At 46.7% G+C, this 25517-nt stretch carries 17 protein-coding genes and 4 pseudogenes; 18 read left to right on the top strand and 3 right to left on the bottom strand.

Features of this window, described 5'->3' with window-relative positions; genetic code table 11:
• The first annotated feature begins 86 nt into the window (after nucleotides 1–86).
• The 4 genes and pseudogenes from WFJ73_RS10865 to WFJ73_RS10850 all read left to right on the top strand — a co-directional run bounded on the left by WFJ73_RS10865 (nucleotide 87) and on the right by WFJ73_RS10850 (nucleotide 6690).
• Nucleotides 87–1814: a DUF5605 domain-containing protein gene (locus tag WFJ73_RS10865; RefSeq protein ID WP_336773044.1), complete on the top strand. Its 1728-nt coding sequence runs from the start codon at nucleotides 87–89 to the stop codon at nucleotides 1812–1814.
• A 935-nt stretch (nucleotides 1815–2749) separates the two neighbouring features.
• Nucleotides 2750–3276, top strand: a pseudogene (gene sigK, locus WFJ73_RS10860) (RNA polymerase sporulation sigma factor SigK).
• Nucleotides 3277–4204: 928 nt separating this feature from the next.
• Nucleotides 4205–5413, top strand: a complete 1209-nt coding sequence (locus WFJ73_RS10855; protein ID WP_336773043.1) for a substrate-binding domain-containing protein — start codon at nucleotides 4205–4207, stop codon at nucleotides 5411–5413.
• A gap of 68 nt (nucleotides 5414–5481) precedes the next feature.
• Nucleotides 5482–6690 (top strand): Gfo/Idh/MocA family protein, encoded by a 1209-nt coding sequence (locus WFJ73_RS10850; RefSeq protein WP_336773042.1) that lies wholly within the window; start codon nucleotides 5482–5484, stop codon nucleotides 6688–6690.
• A gap of 78 nt (nucleotides 6691–6768) precedes the next feature.
• On the opposite strand, the gene WFJ73_RS10845 is transcribed toward WFJ73_RS10850, so the two are convergent.
• Nucleotides 6769–8586: a cache domain-containing sensor histidine kinase gene (locus tag WFJ73_RS10845; RefSeq protein ID WP_336773041.1), complete on the bottom strand. Its 1818-nt coding sequence runs from the start codon at nucleotides 8584–8586 to the stop codon at nucleotides 6769–6771.
• A 74-nt stretch (nucleotides 8587–8660) separates the two neighbouring features.
• On the opposite strand from WFJ73_RS10845, the gene WFJ73_RS10840 reads away from it, so the two are divergent.
• The 12 genes and pseudogenes from WFJ73_RS10840 to sigK (WFJ73_RS10785) all read left to right on the top strand — a co-directional run.
• Entirely contained in the window at nucleotides 8661–10088 is a 1428-nt protein-coding gene (locus WFJ73_RS10840) for a response regulator transcription factor (RefSeq protein WP_336773040.1), read from the top strand.
• Nucleotides 10089–10143: 55 nt separating this feature from the next.
• Nucleotides 10144–11550 carry an ABC transporter substrate-binding protein gene (locus WFJ73_RS10835; protein WP_336773039.1) on the top strand — a complete coding sequence of 469 codons (1407 nt, stop codon included), beginning with the start codon at nucleotides 10144–10146 and terminating at the stop codon, nucleotides 11548–11550.
• Between the two features lie 231 nt (nucleotides 11551–11781).
• Nucleotides 11782–12945: a substrate-binding domain-containing protein gene (locus tag WFJ73_RS10830; protein ID WP_336773038.1), complete on the top strand. Its 1164-nt coding sequence runs from the start codon at nucleotides 11782–11784 to the stop codon at nucleotides 12943–12945.
• 57 nt (nucleotides 12946–13002) lie between these two features.
• Nucleotides 13003–14502, top strand: coding sequence for a sugar ABC transporter ATP-binding protein (locus tag WFJ73_RS10825; protein ID WP_336773037.1), 1500 nt, complete (start codon nucleotides 13003–13005; stop codon nucleotides 14500–14502).
• Nucleotides 14483–15478 (top strand): ABC transporter permease, encoded by a 996-nt coding sequence (locus tag WFJ73_RS10820; protein WP_336773036.1) that lies wholly within the window; start codon nucleotides 14483–14485, stop codon nucleotides 15476–15478. Before WFJ73_RS10825 ends, WFJ73_RS10820 begins: the two co-directional genes overlap by 20 nt.
• Nucleotides 15475–16641 carry a Gfo/Idh/MocA family protein gene (locus tag WFJ73_RS10815; protein WP_336773035.1) on the top strand — a complete coding sequence of 389 codons (1167 nt, stop codon included), beginning with the start codon at nucleotides 15475–15477 and terminating at the stop codon, nucleotides 16639–16641. Before WFJ73_RS10820 ends, WFJ73_RS10815 begins: the two co-directional genes overlap by 4 nt.
• Nucleotides 16642–16655: 14 nt before the next feature.
• A complete protein-coding gene (locus tag WFJ73_RS10810; RefSeq protein WP_336773034.1) occupies nucleotides 16656–17693 on the top strand; it encodes a zinc-dependent alcohol dehydrogenase family protein in 1038 nt (345 codons plus the stop codon).
• 45 nt (nucleotides 17694–17738) lie between these two features.
• Complete coding sequence (locus tag WFJ73_RS10805) at nucleotides 17739–18593, top strand: sugar phosphate isomerase/epimerase family protein (RefSeq protein ID WP_336773033.1); 855 nt, start codon at nucleotides 17739–17741, stop codon at nucleotides 18591–18593.
• A 678-nt stretch (nucleotides 18594–19271) separates the two neighbouring features.
• Nucleotides 19272–19825, top strand: a pseudogene (locus WFJ73_RS10800) (reverse transcriptase domain-containing protein); the annotation flags it as partial.
• 555 nt (nucleotides 19826–20380) lie between these two features.
• Nucleotides 20381–20563: a hypothetical protein gene (locus WFJ73_RS10795; protein WP_336773098.1), complete on the top strand. Its 183-nt coding sequence runs from the start codon at nucleotides 20381–20383 to the stop codon at nucleotides 20561–20563.
• 35 nt (nucleotides 20564–20598) lie between these two features.
• Nucleotides 20599–20823, top strand: a complete 225-nt coding sequence (locus WFJ73_RS10790; protein WP_336773032.1) for a hypothetical protein — start codon at nucleotides 20599–20601, stop codon at nucleotides 20821–20823.
• 72 nt (nucleotides 20824–20895) lie between these two features.
• A pseudogene (gene sigK / locus WFJ73_RS10785) lies at nucleotides 20896–21398 on the top strand (RNA polymerase sporulation sigma factor SigK); the annotation flags it as partial.
• 510 nt (nucleotides 21399–21908) lie between these two features.
• On the opposite strand, the gene WFJ73_RS10780 reads toward sigK (WFJ73_RS10785), so the two are convergent.
• On the bottom strand, nucleotides 21909–22808 hold the full coding sequence (locus tag WFJ73_RS10780; RefSeq protein WP_336773031.1) for a LysR family transcriptional regulator: 900 nt from the start codon (nucleotides 22806–22808) through the stop codon (nucleotides 21909–21911).
• A gap of 206 nt (nucleotides 22809–23014) precedes the next feature.
• Between WFJ73_RS10780 and WFJ73_RS10775 the strand changes: the two genes are divergently transcribed.
• Together WFJ73_RS10775 and WFJ73_RS10770 are read left to right on the top strand one after the other, a co-directional pair.
• Nucleotides 23015–23854 (top strand): SDR family NAD(P)-dependent oxidoreductase, encoded by an 840-nt coding sequence (locus tag WFJ73_RS10775; protein ID WP_336773030.1) that lies wholly within the window; start codon nucleotides 23015–23017, stop codon nucleotides 23852–23854.
• Nucleotides 23844–25016, top strand: coding sequence for an MFS transporter (locus WFJ73_RS10770; protein WP_336773029.1), 1173 nt, complete (start codon nucleotides 23844–23846; stop codon nucleotides 25014–25016). The genes WFJ73_RS10775 and WFJ73_RS10770 overlap by 11 nt, the downstream gene beginning before the upstream one ends.
• Before the next feature lie 146 nt (nucleotides 25017–25162).
• Here the strand turns inward: WFJ73_RS10770 and WFJ73_RS10765 are convergent.
• Nucleotides 25163–25297: pseudogene (locus WFJ73_RS10765) on the bottom strand (carbohydrate ABC transporter permease); the annotation flags it as partial.
• Nucleotides 25298–25517: the final 220 nt, after the last annotated feature.

Raw genomic sequence — 25517 nt, 5'->3', positions numbered from 1 at the left:
TTACTTAAAAAGAGAGATAAATATTTAGTTATGTTTAGTAAACGGCAGTCCTAAAGCATGCATAGGTTATAAAAGGAGAGTAGTAAATGATGAAAATAACAAGAGACACAAAAATAGGTAATATATGGTCAAGTGAAGTTGGGAAATCAATCATTCTCAAACACGCTCCAGATATCGAAAAAGAACCTCTTTTTGTTATTGTTCAAGCAAGTACACTAGCAGAATATGCAGCTAAAAAGTTAGTTCATCCGAATCCGAACGATTGGCTTCATAACGTTTTAATGGAACTTGAAGGAGTTGAACTTTCGAGAAAATGGGAAAATAATAACGCTCCCCCTGAGAATTATGAGGATTTGTCCATTGAAATTGGTAGTGCCCCTTTTAATGCTATAGATAGTGTTGAAAAGTGGTGTGTTTTCGAGCTTGAACTTCAAGGTCCAAGTCATGGAAACCCTTATATTGATGTTGTACTTGGAGCTCAATTCACATGCGATGAAAAAACTGTCAATGTAAAAGGATTCTATGACGGTGATGGAGTTTATCGTATTCGTTTTATGCCAAATATCGAAGGCGAGTGGGTTTACCGCACAAATAGTAATAGTCGATCAATGAGTGGTATTGTAGGGGGCTTTATCTGTACATCTCCAGGTGAAGGCAATCATGGACCAGTCCGTGTTGCCGATACCTTCCATTTCGCATACGAAGATGGTACCCGTTATTTGCCGATTGGTACAACTTGTTACGTATGGACGCATCAGGATGAGAAATTAGAGGAACAGTCATTGTCGACACTGTCAGAATCGGCCTTCAATAAAATGAGGATGTGTGTATTTCCAAAATCATTTATTTTCAATGAGAATGAGCCACTTCGCTATCCATTCTTGGGTTCTGTAGAAGAAGGTTGGGATTTTAATCGATTTAATCCTGAGTTTTTTAAGCATCTTGAGCGAAGAGTGATCGATTTAGGTAAACTCGGTATTGAGGTGGATTTAATATTATTTCATCCTTACGATCGCTGGGGTTTTTCAACTATGACTCCATCTGAAGATACCCTCTACCTTAAATATATAACGGCAAGATTGTCTGCCTTCCGGAATATCTGGTGGTCACTTGCAAATGAGCATGAATTGCTTTGGGATAAACCAGATGAAGACTGGGAGCGCTTTGGTCAAATTGTAACGGAAAACGATCCATATGACCATCTTATATCGATTCATAATTTTGTAAACGTCTTTGATTATTCGCGGCCTTGGATTTCACATTGTAGTCTTCAAAAATCGGAAACCGACCGATCGGCGGAGTGGAGAAAACAATGGAATAAACCAGTAGTTATTGATGAATGTGCTTACGAAGGAAACATAAGTCCTTTTTGGGGCAATATTACTGGTGAGGATATGGTACGTAGATTTTGGGAAGCAGCAGTGCGCGGCGGGTATGCTGGTCATGGGGAGACTTACTTGGATCCTGAAGATATTCTTTGGTGGTCTAAAGGCGGACATTTGCGGGGTTCCAGCCCGGATAGGATCAAATTTTTAAAAGAAATCATAGAGCAGGCACCGACAGGTGTACTTAACCCAATTATGACTGAATTTGAGTTCATAGCAGGAATTACAGATGAGTTTTATCTTTATTATTTTAGTTCAAGACAACCGTGTTATCACGATTTCATGTTGAAACCTGGAATTTCTTATAAAGCAGATATTATTGATACTTGGAATATGAACGTTGAGACGATAGAAGGCACTTTTGAAGGGACTTTTCAGATCAAGCTACCAGGGCGGTCATATATAGCAGTACGGCTGACGCGGATATAATTCAACGAAAAAAGCCATTATATGAAGAAATTAATTGAAGTGTTACTTCTAAAATAGCCGTATTGGTTCATTTAGATCATGTAAACTATAAATAAAGTTAGGCTGCCGGTAACGGTAGCCTTTAATTTTGGAAGACTCATAAGGGGAATTGGAGAATTTCTAAACTTGTAAAAGGGTTATAAAAGGTTAGACGGGGTTTTAGAGCTACATATCGGTAGGGCCAAAAACAAATTTTTCAATAAAGATGTTACGGACATTACGATATGCTAAAAACCAAAGAATGACCATTGAATTTATATCTAATCTATTCGGCAGATCAACTTAGAGAGAGATTTGGTGACTCTATTATAAACGAGTTAGGGGCTGGAGAAGAATCTATACCAAGCTAATTATGATAACCGCAATTGGGTTTCATAAAAGCAAGTATCCATTACTTCGTGTCAAAGTTAATCCGGTTGCCATAAATACATTAACAAAATGAATTATATATTAAGTAAATTGCAAAAACCATCGTCAGTATTAACGATGGTTTTTCAATGATTTATGCCGTTGTTTGCTTATTAGGTAGTTCAGATTTCTTATTCTTGAATAGCTGTAACTAATCCATTACGGATCGCTAGACAATTGGATGAAGCAGGATTAGAAAGAACTTTGTTAAGCATAGGATTATGTATGTGAATGCTTCGGGTGTTCCGTTGTATGAAAAAAAGAAAACCCAAGATACGGTTTTCTTTTTCGTAGTTGACGTATTATCTCTTAATTAGTATTGAGTTGAGTTAAATGTATTTGCTGCAGCCTGATCAACTGGATCTAAGAGTTCGAATGGAGATCCTTCTATCGCGTTAAAGTGGGATGAGATACATCTAGAGATGGAATGTTCAAGCATCTTTGAGTGGTTCTATGAAGCGAGCGCAGTCATTCCAACGTTTCGTTGAATGACATCGTTTCGTGTTCACATCGTAAAAAAATTCGATAACACGGGAGAAGATCTCGAGGATCTTATCTCGATCGGAACGAGACTTATTAAAGCGATTGAGAGTTTTCAGACGGGAAAAGGCACGAAACTGGCAACATTCGCCGCTCGTTGTATTGAGAATGAAATACTTATGCACTTGAGGTCTTTGAAGAAGACACGCAAGGACGTTTCCTTGCATGACCCGATTGGCACGGACAAAGAGGGTAACGAGATTACGCTGATCGACATCCTCGGCACGGAAGCCGATGATGTCGTGGACCGCGTGCAGCTGAAAATCGAGAAAAGCAAGATCTACCGCAACCTTGATATTCTCGATGAGCGGGAGCAGGAAGTAATCCGCGGGCGGTTCGGCCTGGATCATGGCGGGATGAGCGGACGCAGCGGGAGATCGCGAAGGAGCTAGGCATTAGTCGTAGCTACGTTTCGCGAATTGAGAAGCGGGCACTTATGAAGCTTTATCATGAGTTTTATAAGGCGAAGAAGTGAGAGTAAGGAATTATGATTATATCATAGCATTGTACAAAGAAAAGACAATTCTCTTTAGTTTTCAAAAGAGAATTGTCTTTATGTGCGCTTGGCAGCGTACTCGACTAAGGAGTGAAAGTCTCCAGTACACCGCGAGGTGGCGGAAGTGCCTAGCTGACACATAGTGCGTAGTCCGTGAGGATAGGTGCGGAGGATGTGAAGGCAAAACCCGGAACAGGCAGCGCAACAAGAAGAGAGATTGAGGGAAGCCATGTGCCAGACAGGAACCGGTGAGCTAGGGTGTGCGAAGAACCGGGGAATGAACACAAGGAGAAGCCGTCTGGGGCGAGTACCAACAGGGAAATAGAGATTGCCGAAGGGCTACAAGCCATGGAACTGAAAGGGAAAAGAGTAGGAGAAGAGTTGGAACCCATCTTTGAAGCCAGGTTCATGGATTGTAGTTACCGGATTTCGACCAGGGGGAAGTGCGCACATGGCCCTGCAGAAGATAAGAAAGGATCTGGATGACGGATATCGGTACGTCATCGATGCAGACTTGAAATCGTACTTCGACCAGTATTTTTATGTACTACGGCTTAGTACGGCACAGGCATCAATTTAATTCTCGGTGAAGATGCTCATAGAAATAAATATGTTTGTAATTCAATTTGCAATAAGCAGCATGCTATCCAGTGGTATGAAGGCTAAAAAATTCTTCGCTTTCTGTTAAATTATTCTGCTGTTTTCCCCGCCTAAACCTTCTATACTTTTAATGAACGCGCTTACATTTCCAGTTGACAGCAAAGACAAGCAGCGCTTTCGAAAGCGGTTGAACTTGCAGAGGAGGGGTGTGCCACGTTAACGGCCCGAACGAAGAAGGCTACGGAGTATCGAAGGCCGAAGGCTTGAATTGAATTGGCATTCATCATCAAAACTGGGGGCATTGGCCATGAGAAAACGTAATTCTGTAGTGGTAGCATTTATGCTTCTTTGCAGCTTGGCTCTGGCAGGCTGCGGTACGAACAACGGAAGCACCGGGGGCGCCTCGAATGCAGCTGCCGAAGCTAACGATGCGGCAAGGAAGACGACAGCTAATGACGGGGCATCATCTGCGGAAACCAGCGGACCGATCACGATTAATCAGGCCCTGCCGGATAAAGAAATTCTAAGCAAAGGGCCGGACGGCGAGAGTGCCGTCTCCGCCAAAACGCTGCAATTGACGGAAGAAGAGCTGACAAAGATAAAGTCCGGTCATTACACGGCAGCTATCTCCATGCATTATGCCGGTAACGACTGGTCCGCGGCGCAGTTGAAGGGACTAAAGGATACATTCACCAGGATGAATATCGAAATTGTTGCCACAACCGATGCGAACTTCAAAGCAGAAACGCAGGTAGCCAACATTGAAACGATACTCGCCAAAAAGCCCAACATCCTGGTAAGTATTCCGGTCGATGCCGTCTCGACGGCGAGCGTTTTCAAGAAAGCCGCGGATGAAGGCGTGAAGCTCGTGTTCATGGACAACAAAGCAAGCGGACTGCAGGCCGGCAAAGATTACGTCAGCGTGGTCTCTGCCGATAACTACGGCAATGGCGTAGAGGCCGCACATGTTCTGGCGAAAGCGATCGGCGAAGAAGGCGAGGTCGGCGTGATCTACCATGATGCGGACTTCTTCGTCACGAAGCAAAGAACCGAGGCATTCGAGAAAACGATCAAAGACGAGTATCCGAATATCAAAATCGTAGACCGAGGCGGAATCGTTGGTCCTAACGACGGCGAGAAGGTCGCTGCCGCACTGCTGACGAAACATCCGAAGCTGAAAGGAATGTTCGTGGTGTGGGACGTACCGGCCGAAGGCGCGCTCGCTGCCGCACGTTCCGCTGGCCGAAACGATCTGGTGATTTCCACGATCGACCTTGGCACGAACGTGGCATTGGACATTGCCAAGGGCGGCATGATCAAAGGTCTAGGCGCCCAGCTGCCATACGATCAAGGCGTTGCGGAAGCGATTCTGGCGGCGTACTCCTTGTTGGGAAAAGAAGCGCCGGCGTATGTAGCGGTGCCGTCGCTGCAGGTAAATAAGGAGAACGTCCTGGAATCCTGGAAAACCGTTTACCATTCGGATGCACCTGCAGCGATTCAAGATATGGCGAAGTAATTCGTCACCTGTTATAAACGAACAAGTCTCGGTAATCCATTAATCGTACCTGTGAAGGAGAGAATACAATGCGTACGTTAAACGTAGGGATGATTGGCGGAGGTTTCATGGGGAAGGCGCATTCGCTGGCTTATGCGGGAATGCCAATGTTTTTCTGGCCCGCGCCTGCCATTCCGTACCGCAAAACGGTAGTCGATATCAATGAGGAGCTGGCAAAAGAGGCTGCTGCCCGCTACGGCTTCGATTCGTACTCTTCTGATTGGAGAAGGGTGATCGAAGATCCGAGCATCGATATCATCGATATCGTCACGCCGAATAATACGCATGCCGAAATCGCCATCGCCGCGGCCAAAGCAGGGAAGCATATTATCTCCGAGAAACCGCTTGCCCGGACGACAGAAGAAGCAAAGCAGATGCTGGATGCCGTGAACGAAGCCGGCGTGAAGCATATGGTGGCGTTTAACTATCGCCGGACGCCTGCCGTCACGCTTGCGAAGAAATATATTGAGGAAGGTGCGATCGGCAACATTTTGAACTTCCGGGGCACCTATTTGCAGGATTGGTCAGCCGATCCGAATTCGCCGCTGTCTTGGCGTTTCCGCAAGGATGTGGCCGGTTCGGGTACGCTTGGGGACATTGGCACGCATGTAATTGATTTCGCCCGTTATTTGGTAGGAGAAATTACTGAAGTGATGGGTACGGCCAATACGTGGATCAAAGAGCGTCCGGTATCCGCCAGCATCGTGGATAAGCTGGGTACGGTAAAATCAACTGGCGACTTGCAGAAAGCAGTAGTTGACGTGGATGATGAGATCAGTACGCTGCTTCGATTCGAGAACGGCGCTGTTGGGAGCATCGAAGCGACCCGTAATGCTTGGGGAAGAAATAACTTCCTGACCTTTGAAATTCATGGCGACAAAGGATCCATTGCTTTTAATTACGAACGACGAGACGAGCTGCAGGTTTGCTTCTCGGATGACCCGGATGACAGACGCGGATTCCGTACGATTTATACCGGTCCTGCCCATCCGAACGGTGCGGCGTTGTGGCCTATCCCAGCTCTCGGAATCGGCTACGGCGAGACAAAAATCATCGAAGCGCATGATTTCATATCTGCTATCGTTAATGATACGGCCGTCTCTCCGAACTTTCATGACGGGTATCGTATCCATGTAATTTCTGATGCGATTCTGGAATCCGCAAGCAGCGGCAGATGGGTAAGAACGACCTCACCGCAGCCGGCAACGGCATCAGTTGGAACAGTTCAAGAAGCATAGCAAACAAGAGGTAGCCATAATGGTTACCTCTTTGTTTGCTCCACGGGATCTTCGAATCATGATCGGCGATTCGAGCGATTAAGCCGGGCCTCGATTTTGGTGTCCGTAAGGGACTTTGAATTCAAACCGGGTGCCGTGCTCCGGCGTGCTTTCGACAGAAAGTTGAACCTGATCGCCATAGACCAGCATTAATCTGCGGTACGTATTGAAAATGCCGGTATGCTTACGGAAATATGGATCCTTGGTCGTTCCCTTTCCTTGAATCAACTGCCTAAGCTTGTCCAGCACATCCTTGGATATCCCGGTTCCCGTATCGCATATGACAATCATTAAGGCATCCGCGAGGGCCTGAACCTTGACGGTGAGCTGAAACTCGTCGGTGCTCATATTCGGGCTCCAACCGTATTTGATTGCATTCTCGATGTAAGGCTGAATGCTGAGCTTCATGATCGGAAAATCGAGCAGCTCGGGGGCGATCTCGAAATGGGCATGGACATCTTTACCGTTGCGATAGTAATGGATCGTCAGGAAATTGCGAATGTACGCCATCTCCTCTTTTAGTGTGGTCCATCCATCGTCACTTCTAATCGTGTATCGCATCATGCGGGAGACGGACTGTACCATATCGCCGACAGCCTCGCCATTGTTTCTGACCGCGTAGGATTCGATCGTCTCCAGCGTATTAAACAGAAAGTGTGGATTGATCTGAGCCTGCAGCTGAAGCAGCTCGCGTTCCTTCTCTCTCATGTTGGCTTGATATACTTCCCGTTCCATGAACTGAAGCTTGTCGAGCGTTTGGTTATAGCTGTTGATTAAAAATCCGATCTCATCATAGTTGTGCTTCATCGGCACAGGGACATAGACGCCGCGCCCTAAGCTCTGCATCCCTTTCTTCAACCTGAACAAGGGCTGAAGAATGTTGCTCATGACAGGGAAGGCGATAATCAAGGCGGTTACTAGGCTGAAGGCAGCAATCAGAAGCGTAAGCTGATACGTTTGCCGAACCCCGTTATTAATGCTGCTAAGGGGAGCCGTCCATACGATCTTCCAATCGCTGCCTGGAAGATCGGCGTAGATGGCCTGATATTCTCGCGCGCCGGATGTGAACAGCAGCTGCCTGCTTGTCTTATGAGTTTGCAGTCTGGCTTGTTGGAAATCTTGCATCAGAGCGGCGGCATCGGGCGATTCGGATACGGTCGTATCCTTCTTCTCATGATACAAAATAACTTGCCCTTCCTCGCCCTGCCGATTGCTGCTAAGCATGCTCTTGATTTTCTCTTCCTTGATTTCTATGATGAACAAGGCCTCAGTTTGGCCCGTGTCTGTATCCAATATTGGCCTGATATAAGAGAATGCATTTGCTTTGCTATACAAAATATAAGGCAATCGATGGGGCGCAGTGAGCTCCGGCTTGCTGTTTGCAAATGCAGCCTTATAGGGATGGTCCGCTCCGAACGAATACGAGGGGTTCAATTGATTTTGGTACGAATCGAAATATATTTTCCCCAAGCGGTCGATGTACAGTACACCGAGTACCTCGGGGTGAAATTGCAGCGAGTTCCGGACTATTGGCCGAAATCGCATCATATCATTGGCCTGCTCGGTTAATTGGTCGGCAGGTGTTCCAAGATAGTTAAGGAAGCTTGTGTTAATAAAGACACTGTCGAACGATTCATTCATGGCTTGCAAATAATCGGAGAGCTCCTTGGAGACGAATTCCACATACTGTGAAGAAATGGATGCCGAATACTCCGTGCTGGAGCGAAACATAAAGTACTCGGAGCTATAGCTAACCAACGATATGGGAATGATCGAAATCAGAATCAACAGCACGAACAACTTGTACTTCAGCGACATGCGTTGTATGATACGCTTCAAATAAGTGAATAAGAACAAAAACGGGCTCCCCCTCGTTCGCGTCATTTTCTATAGGCTTCGCTTTAGGTTTGCATAAAGGAGTTGGATTTATTGTGAAAATCTGCGTCGTTGACGATGAAAGTGAAGTGCGGGTCAGCATTATTCAAAAGCTGACGGCGCTTTTTCCGCATGAGCAAGTGTTTAATGCGGAATTTGGATATGAAGCCCTGAAGCGAATCGAGCTTATTCAACCCGATCTTGTTTTTCTGGACATCCGCATGCCGGAGTTTGACGGACTGAATATTCTTCAGCGCATACATGAGAAGTATCCTGCTATTCATGTGGTCATTATATCAGGGTATGATGATTTTGAATATGCGAGGAGAGCGCTCACACTCGGCGCCACCGGCTTTTTGCTCAAGCCGGCAGATCGCGGAGAACTGTCGGATATTGTCCTTAAGGTGAAAGGAATGCTGGTGCAGACTTTTATTAAGGAGCTGGATCAGCTTATGAGGGTCACCCCGATTCCGCATGTTTCCATTGAGCAGGTACAGCCTTTTAATGTCAGCCTGTGGTTTGATGAACGCGAATGGAAGCAAATCGAGCTAGGGAATCGCGCAGCACTATTGGATCAATACAACACTTCCCACGATATACTGCTCACATTGACGCTGGATTCCGACCTGGAAGCCATCGTATTAAGAGCGCCATTGGAAGAATCCGCTAGCGGCTTCAGAGAGAGAAAAGCTTTTTTACCCGCATTGCAGTCGCAAATGCGCATGAAGAGGGAGCTCCGATTTTTTCAGATGAACGATGCTCCTCCTTCCGGCAAACGTGCCGGACAGAAAGAGTGGGCGAATCAAGCCGCGAAGCACAGGCAGATCATAATACAACATGCGCGGACCGGTGAGATCTCAGAGCTGGAAATGGGATTGAATGCATGGTTCGAATGCTTGACGAATGTGACTTACGATGAGCTTCGGAAGGAATGCGCATACCTTATGGCTGTACTGGATGAAGGTCTGGGCAGGAACAATGTGATTATGGTGGACGAAGAAACGCTTTATTATTGGCATGAATGGATAGGACGGCATCATACATGGGAAGTTTTGAAGGACCGGATTCGCCATATGGTGATAAACGGGGTCAGGGCACTTAAGAAGCTTGATCAGCAAGATCGCGAGATTCCGCAAGCGGTTAACTGGTTTAAGCAGGCTCTGCAAGTAATCGAGAATTCAAATGAGAAAAACTTGAGTCTGGAGGTTGTGTCGGAAGCGGTAAATGTCCACCCCGTTACATTAAGCCGCATGTTCAAACAGCAAATGGGCATCACCTTCGTCCGGTATCTTACTCGCAGAAGAATGAAGCATGCAAGCGCGCTCCTGCTGAACACGAGAAAGAAGGTGAACGAAATATCGGAGGATATCGGGTATGCCGATTATGCCTACTTCAGAAGCTTGTTCAAGAAGGAGTTCGGTTATTCGCCCTCGGAATTTAGGAAGAATAATGGTATCCTGACCGAACCGGACGAAGGTGAGTAAGAAGACAGAAAAGAAGGGCGTGGCGCAGGTGTTCAGACTAAGGATACATATGCTTATGCTATTCATGATCGCGATAAGCTGCTCCGGATGTACGGATGGCAGCATATATCGTTCCGGTTCGCAGGACGAATTGGATTCCCTTTCTTCAAGCACTAAGCTGAAGGTATTATATGCAACGGTAGAAGCTGGGTCTGAGGCGGTCGTTAACGCGGCCGAAAACTACGAGAAGCAGACAGGGATTAGCGTTGAAGTAAGCACGTTTCCGTATAACAGCCTGCAGGAAAAGGTGTTTACGGAGTTGTCCCGGATGAGCAGTGAATATGATCTTATTGCCGTCGATACTCCATGGATACCGAAAATTATTCAACATCTGGAACCGATGACGCCTTTTATCCTTCAAGCGGAATCGACTGTGGATATAAACGATTTCATCGCGAAATTATTTTTGGATAGTTCTGTCTTTGACAAGGACATGCCGCAAAGGGTGCCGCCTGGGATGGATACGATCAATCTGGATCGTATAACAGCAGCGGGCTTCGATATTTGGAGCTTGCCGATTCAGTCGAACGTGCTTACCGTCAGCTACCGGAAAGATTTATTCCAAGATGAGGCCAATCGGGCCGCCTTTAAAAGTAGGTTTAAACGCGAACTCAGCATCCCGACTACGCTGGACGAATATATGGACATTGCCAAGTTCTTTACCCGCGATATCAATCACGACGGGACGATCGATATGTACGGCACAACATTGATGGCGGGTAAGCATGAAGCCGGCTTCGTCGATTACAAATCATTTCTGAGCGTTTTCGGTGGAAAGCTGTTCGATGAGAAGTTTAATCCCGTATTTAATTCCGAAAGCGGAGTGAAGGCCCTGGAGACTTATGGAAGCTGGATACTTAAGGACAAGGTGACCCCGCCAGACGTTCTTTCCTACACATGGGATGAGGTCGAGATCGCTTTTGGCTTCGGGCAAGTGGCCATGGGAATGAATTTCCACGATATGAAGCTTCAACCGAACCTGCAAGGCGGCCAGGTCGGCTATTTCATGCTTCCCGGCGTGAAAAATGGGGATGTACTGGTACGAGGGCCCCATTTCGGCTCGTGGGGGCTAGCAATAAACAAGTATTCGAAGCATAAGGAAGAAGCTTATGAATTGGCTGACTACTTGACCAGCGCTGATGTACAGCGCGATTACTTGCGATTTCGGCAGCACGTGACCCGGAAGTCAGCTTATGCGACAGCCAAGACTGTACCCGACGAGTCGCTTCGTGAGTATTACGAGGTGCTCGGCCAATCCTTGAGCGTGGGTATGGGAAGGCCGCGAATCAAAAATTACGACCAAGTGTCGGAGACCGTCCAAACGGCGGTGCAGCAGTATTTGACCGGGAAGAAGGATGCGAGGACCGCACTGGATGAAGCGGCTGTTAAGGTCGAGCAATTGATGAGAGAGAGCGGCTATTAACGAACGAAAATTAGTTTACTAAGTAAAAAGAAGGACTGTGTGATTTCAAAACATCGCACGGTCCTTCTTTACGTTCGCGTGAATTCTCCACTAAAAAGTTCCCCCTTCAGGTTAAATTCATCGTCTATTTTGGTAACCACGTTCGCCCTATACTCAAGTTAATCGATTGTTCAGCTAAGCTAATGCGAAGGAATCGATCTACAACTTATATAAAGTGAGGGGCAACAGAATATGAAGAAAAGATTTATATCATCACTTGCTTTGCTGCTTGTATGCGGTTTGACGATAGCAGGCTGCGGAAACGCCGGACAAAACAAGACGGAGGCACCGAAAGAACATGAGGGCTATACGGCTTCCGGACCACTGACGATTAATCCGAATATTCCTGATCTGCCGGTTCAGGACATTGGCCCAAATGGAGAGAAGGCGGTATCGGCGAAGAGCCTGCAGCTCTCTGAAGACGAGTTGAAGAAGATCAAGGATGGGAAGTACAAGGCTGCGATCGTCATGCATTATTCCGGTACCGACTATATGACAGCTGCTGTAAGCGCAATGGAAAATACGTTCAAGAAAATGGGTATTGAAGTTGTCGCGGTAACAGATGCCCAGTTTAAGGCCGAAAAGCAGGTCAACGACATTGAAACGGTTTTGGCGAAAAAACCAGATATTATGATCTCTGTACCAGTCGATGCTGTATCCACTGCAAGCGCATACAAGAAAGCCGTCGATCAAGGCGTGAAGCTGGTATTCATGGATGGTGCGGCGAAAGGGCTTGTCCCTGGCAAGGATTATATCAGTATCGTATCCGGCGACAACTATGGTAACGGTGCGTTAGCCGCAGATATTATGGCGGAGAAGCTAGGCGGGAAAGGGAAGGTCGGCATTGTGTTTCATGATGTGAACTTTTTCGTGACAAAGAACCGTTCCGATGCGTTCGAAGCCCGCATTAAAGAGAAGTATCCGGATATCGAAATTGTCGCTAAAGGCGGAATTACCGATCCGAACAAGGGTGAGGAAGTTGCGTCGGCGATGCTGACGAGAAACCCGGATATTAACGGGATATTCGCACCGTGGGACGTTCCGGCAGAGGGCGTTATGGCTGCTGCAAGAACGGCGGGGCGGAACGATCTGATTGTCACTACAGTCGACCTTGGTACTAACGTAGCCTTATCGATCGCTTCCGACGGTATCGTTCGTGGTCTTGGCGCACAGCTTCCGTATGACCAAGGCGTAGCGCAAGCCATTCTGTCCGGTTATGCTCTGCTTGGCAAGGAAGCCCCTGCCTATGTTGCATCGCCTGCTATCAAAGTAACCAAAGAAAATGTGCTGGAAAACTGGAAGCTGATTTATGGCACAGACGCACCGGCAAGTATACAGGATGCAATGAAGAAGTAAACATCCAATTTACGGAGGCTGCTTATTGGCGGCCTCCAAATAAAGAAGGTGAGTGCAGTGGAACAACCCATTCTCGAAATGAAAAATATCTCTAAAGCATTTAATGGCATTAGTGTTCTGAATGATGTTAGCTTTTCGGTGCAGCAAGGCGAGGTTCATGCGCTAATGGGCGGGAACGGAGCCGGCAAGTCGACGCTTATGAAGATTCTTACCGGCGTCTACACGGCCGACAAAGGAGACATCGTGATCGAAGGCAAGCCGGTTAGCATTAAAAGTTATGAAGATGCAAGAGCGAATAAAATATCGATGATTTTTCAGGAGTTCAGTTTAATTCCGACATTAACCGTCTCTCAGAATATTTATCTAACTCGTGAAGCCAAAACCTCTTTGGGGCTGCTCGATGACAAAGACAATGCGCGCAAGACTGAAAAGCTGCTCAAAGAACTAGGTGTTGATATAAAACCGTCAGATGTTGTACAGGAGCTCGGAGTTGGCTATTGGCAGATGACCGAAATCGCAAAGGCCTTGTCGCAGGAAGCGAAGGTTCTCATCATGGACGAACCGACCTCGTCACTGACGAAGACGGAGACGGAAGTACTGTTTAAATTCATTAATCAGCTTAAGGCAAAGGGTTATGCGATCATTTATATTTCCCACCGCATGGATGAAATTTTTCAGATCTGTGACCGCATTACTATTTTGCGGGATGGACGTAAAATCACGACGGAAATTATCAAGGAAACAACGCTTGACTCGGTCATTCAGCATATCGTTGGCGCGGAGTTCGACAAAGCGTTTGAGTGGGTGGAACGCGACTATGCTACCGATGTACCGCCCGTATTCGAGATTCGGAACGTCACAGCGGGAACGAAGGTGGACAATGTCAGCCTGAAAATCCAGCCCGGTGAAATCATCGGCGTGGCCGGTCTCATGGGGAGCGGGCGAACAGAGTTGCTGCGTACGATCTTTGGCATTGATCCGATGGACAAAGGCGAGGTTTATGTAAACGGGAAGAAGCGGAAAATTCAAAGCGCACGGCACGCAATTGATGCGGGGATTGCCTTAATTCCGGAAGATCGCCGGATGCAGGGACTGGTTTTACAGCACAGTATCCGTGATAACATGATCCTCCCGATTCTCTCAAAGGTGAAAAAAGGGATGCTGATCGATAACAAGAAATCCAATGAGATCAGCAAGCGTCTCGTTGAAAGGCTAAATATCAAGACCGACAACATTTATAAGCAAAGCGGCCTGTTATCCGGCGGTAACCAGCAAAAGATTGTTCTGGCCAAGTGGCTTGCCACTGAACCGGATGTTCTGCTGCTGGACGAACCGACAATCGGCGTCGATATCGGCGCCAAAACCGAAATTATCGATATCATCCGCGAAATGGCCGCAAACGGCAAGGCGATACTCGTTGTTTCTTCAGAACTCCCGGAGCTTCTTGCACTAAGTGATCGCGTGCTTGTCATGCACGAAGGCAAGATCAATCGGGAGATGAAGCGCAAGGAGATTCAATCTGAGGAGGAGCTGCAATATGCAATCCAGGGATATTAGTATAACCAAATCTGTCACCAAACCGGGCGTGCTCGGATCCATAAAAAGTTTTCAATGGAGAAACTACATCGTTTATCTGGCCTTTATCGGCGTATTTATTTATTTCTCGGCTACTTTGTTCGATGATGGTTTTCTGACATCGGGCAATCTGCTCAACATCGTGCGACAGACGGCCACTATTTCGTTGATGGGCCTTGCGATGACATTTGTTATCAGCACGGGCGAAATCGATCTGTCCGTAGGGTCTATCGCCGCCTTATCCTCGCTAACGGGCGCGCTGGCTCTTCAATCCGGCTTTGGATTGATCGGCGGACTCATCGCCGGTGTCGGCACGGGGCTTGCGATCGGTCTTATAAATGGCTTGCTTGTAACGAAGGCGGCTATTCCTTCCTTTCTCGTAACGCTTGGTTCAATGGGAGCTGTTAAAGGGATGGCAATGTGGATCACCGATACGGCGCCGATTCCGATCATCAATAACCATTTTAATTTCATCTTCGGCTCGGGCGATATCGGTCCGGTTCCTGTTCTATTGCTGTGGGTTGTCGTGTTTACGATCATCGCGCATGTGCTCCTGCGCAAAACCTCGTTCGGCAGACAGACGCTTGCTACAGGCGGCAATGAGAATGCAGCTAAATTCTCCGGTGTGAAGACCGCGCGCATCAAGCTTATGGTTTTCCTCGGTACGGGTGTAATGGCTGGCCTGGCTGGTCTGCTCTATGCCGGGCGGATGAATGCGGGACGCTTCTCCTTCGGAGAAGGCGATGAGCTGTCCGTCATTGCGGCCGTCATTCTCGGCGGAACGAGCTTGTTCGGAGGCGTCGGCACGATTATCGGTACCTTAGTGGGCGCACTTATGATTGGCACGATCAATAACGGACTCATTATTATGGGCCTGGATGTCAGTCAACAAATGATGATTAAAGGTCTCATTATTATTTTGGCTGTCTTGTTCGGCAAGAAGGCTATAAAAAAATGAATAATAAAATTAAAGCGGGTATTATCGGAACCGGTTTTATTGGACCTGCCCATATTGAAGCCGTACGCAGGCTGGAATTTGTAGAAGTAATAGCCTTGGCTCAGAACGGTGAGGAAAGCGCAAGAAATAAAGCCGATCAGCTCGGCGTGCCGCTTGCCTATGGAGATTATAAGGATTTGCTCCGCAATCCTGACATTGAGGTCGTTCACAATTGCACGCCGAATCATCTGCATTATCAGATCAACCGCGAAATCATCGAGGCCGGCAAGCATGTACTGTCCGAGAAGCCGCTGGCCATGTCGAGTGCCGAATCTGCAGAGCTGGTGGCACTAGCCCGCAAGCACGGCGTCGTGCACGGCGTTAATTTTAACTACCGGCAATATCCGATGATGAAGCAGCTGTCGGAAATGGTGAAGCAGGATGAATTCGGCAGGATCAATGCGGTACACGGCAGCTATCTGCAGGACTGGCTGCTGTACGAAACGGATTACAATTGGCGATTGGATGAAAAAAGTGGCGGCAGGTCACGAGCTATTGCGGATATCGGCTCCCATTGGTGCGATACCGTTCAATATGTAACAGGGAAGAAAATTACGCAAGTATTCGCTGATCTATGGACCGTGCATCCAATCCGAAAGAAGCCAGTATCCCATGCGATTACATTCGGTGCAAGCAAAGGGGAGCAGGTTTTAGAATATGAAGATATACCTGTCAATACGGAGGATTATGCATCGGTTCTTATCCGCTTCGACGATGGCAGTAAGGGAGCCTTTACGGTATCACAGGTTAGCGCCGGCAGGAAGAATGCGCTTAGCTTTGAATTGAACGGCAGCCGTAAATCCGCCTATTGGAAGCAGGAGGAGCCGGCTAGTTTATGGATTGGCCACCGCGATCGTTTCAATGAGGTACTGATGGCAGATCCGGCATTGTTCCTCGAAGAAGCCAGACCTTCCATTCATCATCCTGGCGGGCATACGGAAGGTTGGCCTGATTCGGTGAAGAACATGATGCTGCAGTATTACAAGTATATTCGGGAAGGCAAGAACCCGCAGAAGGATAAGGCGAATTTCGCCACCTTCGAAGACGGGCATCTATCGATGTGTATTATGGAAGCGATTCTTATAAGCGATAAAGAAGAGCGCTGGGTTCAAGTTGAACATTAATGGAGGGAATAGGGATGAAGATGAAAGCTGTTGTTTTTCCAGGCGATAAACAAGTGGAAGTGAAAGAAGTACCAATTCCTGTTCCAGGCAGCGGCGAGGTACTAATTAAGATGAAGGCATCAGCCATTTGCCGCAGCGACATGAGCCTCTACTACGGCAGCAATCCGGTCGTAGGAGGAGAGACGACGAAATCCGGCTGCATCCATCCTGGACATGAGCCAGCCGGTGAAATTACACAGGTAGGAAACGGGGTTGCGCGCTTCAAGATTGGTGATCGCGTTGCCGTCTACTTGGCGATCGGCTGCGGGGAGTGCGAATATTGCAAGAGCGGCTACAAGATGTTCTGTCCGGAATGGAAATGCATCGGCTTTGATACGCACGGCGGCGATGCCGATTACGTCGTAGTTCCGGAAGAGAACTGTATGCGTATTCCGGATGAGATGAGCTACCTCGTCGCGGCGGTTTCCACCGATGCGGTTGGTACGCTGTACCATGCCCAGAAGCGCCTGAGCATTAACGGCAGAGACACACTCGTTATTTTCGGTTTAGGGCCCATGGGCGGAGCGGGCGTCATGGTTGCTAAAGGCTTAGGAGCGACCGTCATAGCGGTTGACATGCTGGATGAACGTCTTGAAGTGGCCAAAGAGCTTGGCGCGGACCACGTTATTAACGCGAAAGAAAAAGTGCTGGAACGTATCTTGGAAATTACGAACGGCCGCGGCGCGGATGCGGCGATCGATTGCTCCGGCAGTCCGCATGCGCAGAACACGGCGTTGAACTGCCTGCGGGCGCATGGCCGTGCAGCCTTTATCGGCGAAGGCCGGGAGCTGACGATTAATCCGAGCAATCAGCTGATCCGTAAGCAAATCACGGTTATGGGCTCCTGGTACTTCCCCATCTTCGAGTACGATGAAATTACACGCTTCATTATCGAGCGTAAGCTGCCTGTCGAGAAGTTAGTTTCTCATACGTTTAAGCTGGATGAAGCTGCGACCGCATTCCGGATGTTTGATGAGCGATTAACGGAAAAGGCAGTGTTTATCTGGGATTGATCCATTCAAGATTGAAATAAATAAATACGAGAGGTTGTGTTTAGTGTGAAAGGAATTTCGTTTAATACATGGGTGTACAGCAGCTTTCCGGTGTGGGTGCCTTCATATCCGTTAGAAGAAGTCATCCATCGTCTTGCTTCCTTTGGCTACGATGGCATTGAAATCGGCTGCGCCAGCCCGCACGCATGGCCTGATCATGTGTCCGCGCAGCGTCGCAAAGATATTCTCCAGCTGCTGAAGAAAGAGAATTTGAGCGTATCCTCTTTGCTGCCGGCTCCTGGAGGCGGTCCGGGCCACAATCCAAGTTCGCCGGTTGCGGAGGAAAGAGCATATACGATCAATCACTATAAAGAAGTACTTCGCTTAGCGCATGATTGGGAGTGTCCAACCGTCATTTACCTGGCTGGTTGGGCTGTATTCGGAACTTCGAAGAAGCAAGCATGGGATTACAGTCTTGAGGCACTCGTCGAAGTTGCGAAATATGCGAAGGAGCTTGGCATTACTATGGTCGTCGAACCGACGCCGACTGACAGCAATCTCGTTGAATCCGCGGATGATGCGCTACTTCTGAGCGAGCAGTCCGGTCAGGATAACGTCAAGCTCATGTTCGATACGTTCCACTCATTGTACCGAAATGAAGTCGCAAGTGATTATGTGTACCGCATGGCCGATAAGCTTCATCATATTCATCTCTCCGATAGCGACCGGCTTCCGCCAGGTCATGGACGCTGCGACTTTGATGGCGTACTCCGCGCATTGAAGGAAGTCGGCTACAAAGGCTATCTTACGTCGGAAATCGGGTTCCACTCGCGTCAATCCGATCCAGACTGGTACGCGAAGCAGAACATTGCCTTCTTGCAGTCCAAACTGGTCGAACTGGATTGGAAGAAAGAGCAATAAGCATATCCCGAAATGAGCCTGCCATGTGCACAATGTCATTAAGTTAATGCGCAGAACCTAAAATCAAGTATAAGAGCAGGTTATCGAAAAGATAACCCGCTCTTTTTTAGTGCGCCCAGCATGGGCGCTATCTCTAGGGTTCAAGTCCCGAATGACGAAGGCAGTAGTAGTCATTAGCTTAAGGCAAGGGTGTCCACCGTGAGGTGGAATCTGAAGGAAGCCAGCGGCAAATCTCCGGTCTGAGGAACACGAACTTCATATAAGGCTAGCGTACGTTGGATGAGGTTGCTAAACAAACCGAAGCCCATACTGCCGAAGGCGTACAAAAGTAAATGAAGCAGATGGATGGAGAGGAAGATAGCGTTCTTACCTGGGGAGACCTGTACAAGAAGCGACTGAAAGTCGTAAGCAAGTCCGAGAGGGCTAGTTGAATGTTCAGAAGTCAGCAGAAGCCATAGTAGGCAAGTTGTTGAAACAGCTTGCTGAAGGGCTGAACATGGAATAGGAACGGAACGACTTGGAGTTCGTGGATGGGCGCTGAAAGCAGACAATCCCAATTTTTTTTGAAAGGGACTTCTCTGAGGAAAGTAGCGGTGAATACGCGAGGGTACTCAGAAGGGCCGAGTTCATCCACGGCACAAAGAGAAGAATCGTTCACGCAAGGAGTGTATCAATAAGATGATCGAGGAAGTACTGTCACGAGCAAATATGTTGTCGGCTCTAGCAAGAGTCGAGGAGAATAAGGGAAGCCATGGCGTAGATGGCATGTCGGTAAAAACCTTACGCGGACACCTCTTACAAAACTGGTCAAACATTCGAGAGAGCATACGAAAGGGAACTTACGAACCGAGTCCAGTCCGTCGGGTCGAAATCCCGAAGCCGAACGGCGGAACAAGGTCGTTAGGAATTCCAACCGTGACAGACCGACTTATTCAGCAAGCAATTACCCAAGTATTGCCCCCTGTGTTTGACCCTACGTTCTCCGAGCACAGCTATGGACTTCGTCCGCAAAGACAAGGACATGATGCGGTAAGGAAAGCAAGGAGCTTTAGGGATACCGAATCGTAGTCGACATCGATCTTGAGAAATTCTTCGACCGCGTCCATCATGACCGCCTGATGGCAAGACTAACAGAACGAGTCAAGGACAAAGCACTGTTGAAGCTTATCCGTTCGTACCTGCAAGCAGGTGTACTGGAGGATGGACTCGTTCGAGCAACAGAGGAAGGAACACATGGGATATATGAAAGTGCGAACGGAAGACATTACACCCAACCGTACAAATTGTTCAAGTGTCAGAACTATTGAGTCATTCCAAGTTTCTTCATACTTTAGTTCCAGACAGAAGATGAGGTAGATTACAAAACTGGGACTTAAACACTTACGTTTGGTATTGAGTGACTTGAATCTCTATGTGTCAAAAAATTCGACAACACAGGTGAGAATTTAGAGGATCTGATCTCGAACGGCACGATAGGGCAGAGGCAAAAAAAGCAACTATTTCAAGAGAAAGTTGCTAGATTACATCTTATTGTGGTAGATCAATGGATAGCCCCAAAAAAATAATAGAATCTACCAAAAAATTCAACATGCTTATTTCAGGGATAATGGACCTGAGACACTTGAGAGAATTCATGCAAGCAGATCACTTTGTTTTTATGAGATTTATAATAGCAACAGACGTACGATAGCTTTAAGTACGTCTGTTCAATGATTTTTAGAAATGCTGCTCCGCTTTAATTATCAAGTTATGTTATACTTTCGTTATAAGATAGCGATTGGAAGGTGATAAAGTTCAATCGATTACAGGATTTAAGTAAGTTCATAAAATTAACTGGTGACAGAGCCAAATTAGATGCCAAAGCAAATGGTACCTACATTGTATATAAGACGCGTGAAGGTGAGTTTCTTAAGGAATACAGTAGTGGTGAAATAGAACGTATACATCAACAAGGTTCTAAACATGAATGAACCAATTGCGACAATGTTTGTGTTCGCAGGGAATAATGGAAGCGGCAAAAGTACAATTCGGACGTCATGAGACTTCATTGGAAAATTTAATTGAACACTTGGAGCTTATTGATCATCTGATTGTTATAGACAATAGCAGTACCGAAGGCGAAATTGTTTTGGAAGCTGATCAAGCTTCAATAAAATATTATGATAAATTGCTGCCTGAGTGGATACGAAGTATCGAACTCCACTTAAAAAGAAGAGTAGCTCCAGATTAAATAAACCGATTACTGTCTCTGACAGTGAACGGTTTATTTTTTTGAAATTACATCGTTTCGTGTTCACAATGTCAAAAAATCGATAACACGGGCGAGGACCTCGAGGATCTGATCTCGATAGGAACTATCGGGCTTTTAAAGCAATCGAAAGTTTCCAGACCGGAAAAGGAACAAAGTTGGCAACGTTTGCGGCTCGTTGTATCGAGAATGAAATACTTATGCACTTGCGTTCATTGAAGAAGACACGTAAAGACGTCTCCTTGCATGACCCGATTGGTACGGACAAAGAGGGGAACGAAATTAAGCTGATCGACATCCTCGGCACGGAAGCCGACGATGTTGTGGATCGGGTGCAGCTGAAAATCGAGAAGAGCAAGATCTACCGCAATCTCGATATTCTTGATGAGCGGGAGCAGGAAGTGATCCGCGGCCGGTTCGGCCTGGATCATGGCGGGGATGAGCGGACGCAGCGGGAGATCGCGAAGGAGCTGGGGATTAGCCGGAGCTACGTGTCGCGAATTGAGAAGAGAGCGCTCATGAAGCTGTATCATGAGTTATATAAGGCGAAGAAGTAAGGTTTTTAGAACACTATGTAAAAATATTTATGGTAGAAAGTTCAGGGCTATGTATGAGCAGTTGCCGCGAAGGCAGCTGCTTCTTTTTTTTATTATGTTGATTTGGGAGCAATGATAAGATTTCTCCATATTCAGGATCATAAGCCTAAATATAATGACTAACCGGAAGAATTTATGAAATGTTAAGAAGGCATCAGATTCGTTGACCGTACATTGATAGAGTTTTTATTATGTTAATAATTATTTACGAGCATTCTTCAAGCGTCAAGTATTGCTATGGAAGCATCTGCTATTTGATGAGACCGAAGGAATTCACGAAAGTCGTGAGTAATTTTGTCTCTCAGCCTATTCAGACGAGGGAATTAATGAATGTTGATGAGCATGAATAAGCGCGCAAAATAATGAAGAAGGGTTGCCATTGGGCAGCCCTTACTTTTTTAAGTTTACGGATTGAAAAAGGTGATATAGGTTCTCTTTACATTAAAAATGGGGTAGCGAGAGGTATTCCTTTTATGACAAGACGCCAAATCTATCCTGAATTTCTTTTAAAAACAAAGCGGCAGCGGCTGAAAAGACGGGATGCTTTTTCCAAACCACACTTAAACCTGATTCAAGCTTTGGCTCTAGCGCCCTGAAACAAAGGCGACTATCACTAGACGTGTTTACAATTTTATCTAGCGTTATTGCATAGCCAGTGCCTTCTTCAACCATAACTGCGGCATTATAGGCTAGATTGTAAGTTGCCACGACATTTAATTTATCAAAATCATCACCAAACCAATCTGCAAATTCATTTTTAGAAAAAGTCTGCTTTATCGCTTGTCGTGAACATATGAGTGGAACATGAATTAAATCGGCCGCCTGTATGGTAGCTTTGGCTGCCAGAGGGCTATCTTTTCGCATAACAACACCCCAAACATCCTTATCCGGGATATTCAGATAATTATATTTTGACAAGGCGGCCGGCTGAATTAAAATGCCAAAGTCCAGCAGTCCTTTCTCAAGCCGTTCGGTTACATCATCTTCGTTTCCGCTGTATAGATGGTACTTGATATTGGGATAGATTGACTGCAGGTCTTTAACGATCCTTGCAATATGCTTCATGGCATTTGTTTCTCCGCCGCCTATATAGATATCTCCACTAACGGTTTCTTCGATCGACTTAAAATCCGCCTCTAACTTATCCACCATCTCAACGATCTCTTCTGCTCTCTTTCTTAAAAGCATTCCTTCATCGGTAAGCAGGATACTATGGCTGCTGCGAACAAATAGTTTTTTTCCCAACGTTTGTTCAAGGTCTTTTAATTGCCTTGAAAGGGTTGGCTGTGTGAGATGCAAATAATCAGCCGCCGCCGTGATGCTTCCTTCTCTTGCAACCGCAAGAAAATATCGCAAAACTCTAATTTCCATTTGCATCCCTCCTAAAAGGCCAATATTATTTTTGCTATCATTTTGAAAGCTGAAGCAGCTAGCCTATGAATGACTATACCTGTTTTAGATATGCTTATCAAGCATATCTTGATATCAGATATAGGTATTTGTTATGTAGAAAAAGCCCGTTAAAATAAATACATAGATGCGATTTGTTTATAAGAAAAAGAAAGGAATTGATCGCTATGGATCAGAAAAAGGTGTGGTTTATCACTGGTGCCGGTCGAGGTATGGGCGCTAGTATCGCAAGAGCTGCTTTAAGCGCCGGGCACAGAGTAGTGGCTACCGGCCGGAATCCGGAGGCTGTAGCCAAAGTAATTGGTGACAACGAGAATGGATTGGTCGTTCCATTGGACGTTACCCGGACAGTGGATGCAGAATCTGCCGTTAAGAGTGCGGTCGAACGGTTCGGAACCATCGATGTACTCGTCAATAATGCCGCACACTTCTTCGGAGGCTTTTTTGAGGAATTGACAGTTGATCAGATTGAACGTCAGTTGCAAGTAGCATTGATCGGCCCTATGAACGTAACCCGGTCGGTATTGCCTGTTATGCGCAAGCAGCGTTCCGGTCACATTATCTCGATCTCCTCGGGCGCAGGTATTTCCGGATTCGAATTTAATTCTGCTTATTCTGCCTCGAAATTCGCGCTTGAGGGGTGGATGGAGTCGTTGGCTCCCGAGGTAACACACTTTGGCATTCATACGACCATTGTGAATCCGGGCTTCTTCCGGACGGAGCTTCTTACGGAGACATCGTCGACTTACGCTAAACTGTCCTTTAAGGACTATGCGGAACGCAGAGCAAGTTATATGGCATTTTTTGAGAAACAGAATGGACGGCAATCCGGTGACCCGAACAAGCTTGCCCATGCTCTTCTCCAAATTGCGAACGAATCACAGCCGCCTCGGCGCTTTATTGCAGGCGCGGATGCGATAGGCATTGCGGAGCAGAAAATTGCTGACCTTAAGACGCAGATCGATGCTTACCGCGAGCTCTCGTCATCCATGGCTTATGACGACTAAACAAAATCAGTTGCTTGTTTATATTTTAACGCTGGGTGTATTCGGAATATTGAATACCGAGATGGGCGTCATCGGAATATTGCCGCTGATCGCGGAACAATATCATGTCAGCATCTCAACCGCAGGGTTAATCGTCAGTCTTTTTGCGCTTGCTGTTGCCGTCTCCGGCCCCATACTGCCCTCTTTGCTATCGGGCATGAACCGAAAGACAGTTATGCTGCTTGTACTTGGCCTATTTATAGCAGGCAATCTGGTGTCCGCTATTACGACAAACTTTACCGTGTTATTGATCGCACGTGTTGTTCCGGCATTTTTCCATCCTGTTTATTGTTCATTGGCATTTACCGTTGCAGCTGCTTCCGTCAGCAAGGAAAACGCTTCGAAGGCAGTAGCCAAAGTATTTGTGGGCGTGTCTGCAGGAATGGTGCTTGGCGTACCAATCTCAAGCTTGATTGCGACTACGACTTCGCTTGCCCTTGCCATGTTGTTCTTTGCTGCCGTTACGACAGTCGCATTTATTGCAACCCTTCTGTTAGTACCATCGATGCCTGTCCGGACAAGGATTTCTTACGGTACTCAAATACGCGTATTAAGGAGATCTATGACCTGGCTCTCCATCGCTGCAGTGATTTTCATGAATGGGGCCGTATTCGGGGTGTACAGTTATCTTTCCGAGTATCTAAAGACCGTAACCCTCTATGATTGGAATACAATCAGTTTAATGTTATTCCTATACGGTGCAGCCAATATGGTTGGAAATATGATGGCAGGGAAGCTGCTTGCCAAAAATGCGATACGAACAGTAAAGGTTTATCCATTTGCGCTGGGAGCCGTGTACATTATGCTTTTCATTATGGGACAGTTTAGTGTGCCAATGTTCGTCCTTATTTTGATTTGGGGGGTACTGGGAGGCATAGGAGGGAACCTTACACAATATTGGATCGTGTCCGCAGCGCCGGAGGCGCCTGAATTGGCGAATGGACTTTTTCTGACATCCGCCAATTTGGGCACAACAATTGGTGCAAGTATATGTGGACTATTTATATCAGGATTAAGTACGCAATACGTTATACTTGGGGGAATCTTATTCCTCATGTTAAGCATTGCCGCTATTTATCCAGGGGTTTCCATGCGCAAAAGAGTGAACAGTACTAACTTGTAATTATACCGATTGGAGTGGGGTTTCCATATGCAGATGCAAGATAAGCGAGTAGCGCTTGTTACAGGCGCAAATCGGGGAATCGATTAGTAATCTGCCAGGGCGTCCCAAAGTCAAGCCCCTTTGATAGGATGGGCAAGGACTAGCCGTTACTCTTTCAGCGCGTCAATCAAAACGCCGTGCACAAAGTATTTTTGCAGAAACGGATACAGGACCAATATCGGCAAAGTAGATTCGATGATCGTTGCGTACTTAATCGTTACTCCAATGTCCATGCGATCGCCGTTTATCCCTTCCAGTTAATCCAGCGGATAGTGCATATCGCTTTGTGTTTACAATGTCAAAAAAAAATTCGCTCTCATGAAGCAAAGGGAAAGAATCTCTTTATAACTATTTTCTCATCGAGATTTAGACAATCCATTAACCCATTTGGATTGTCTTTTTTAACGTCTAATCAGTCCTCTTGGACGCAAGTGGATGGTATTTTTTCAAGCTTGGTTAACT

It is taken from the genome of Paenibacillus sp. MMO-58 (assembly GCF_037146255.1).
In the GTDB taxonomy this organism is placed as follows: domain Bacteria; phylum Bacillota; class Bacilli; order Paenibacillales; family Paenibacillaceae; genus Pristimantibacillus.
The sequence above is the reverse complement of the archived record's forward strand: the minus strand, read 5'-3'. Positions and strand labels throughout refer to the sequence as shown.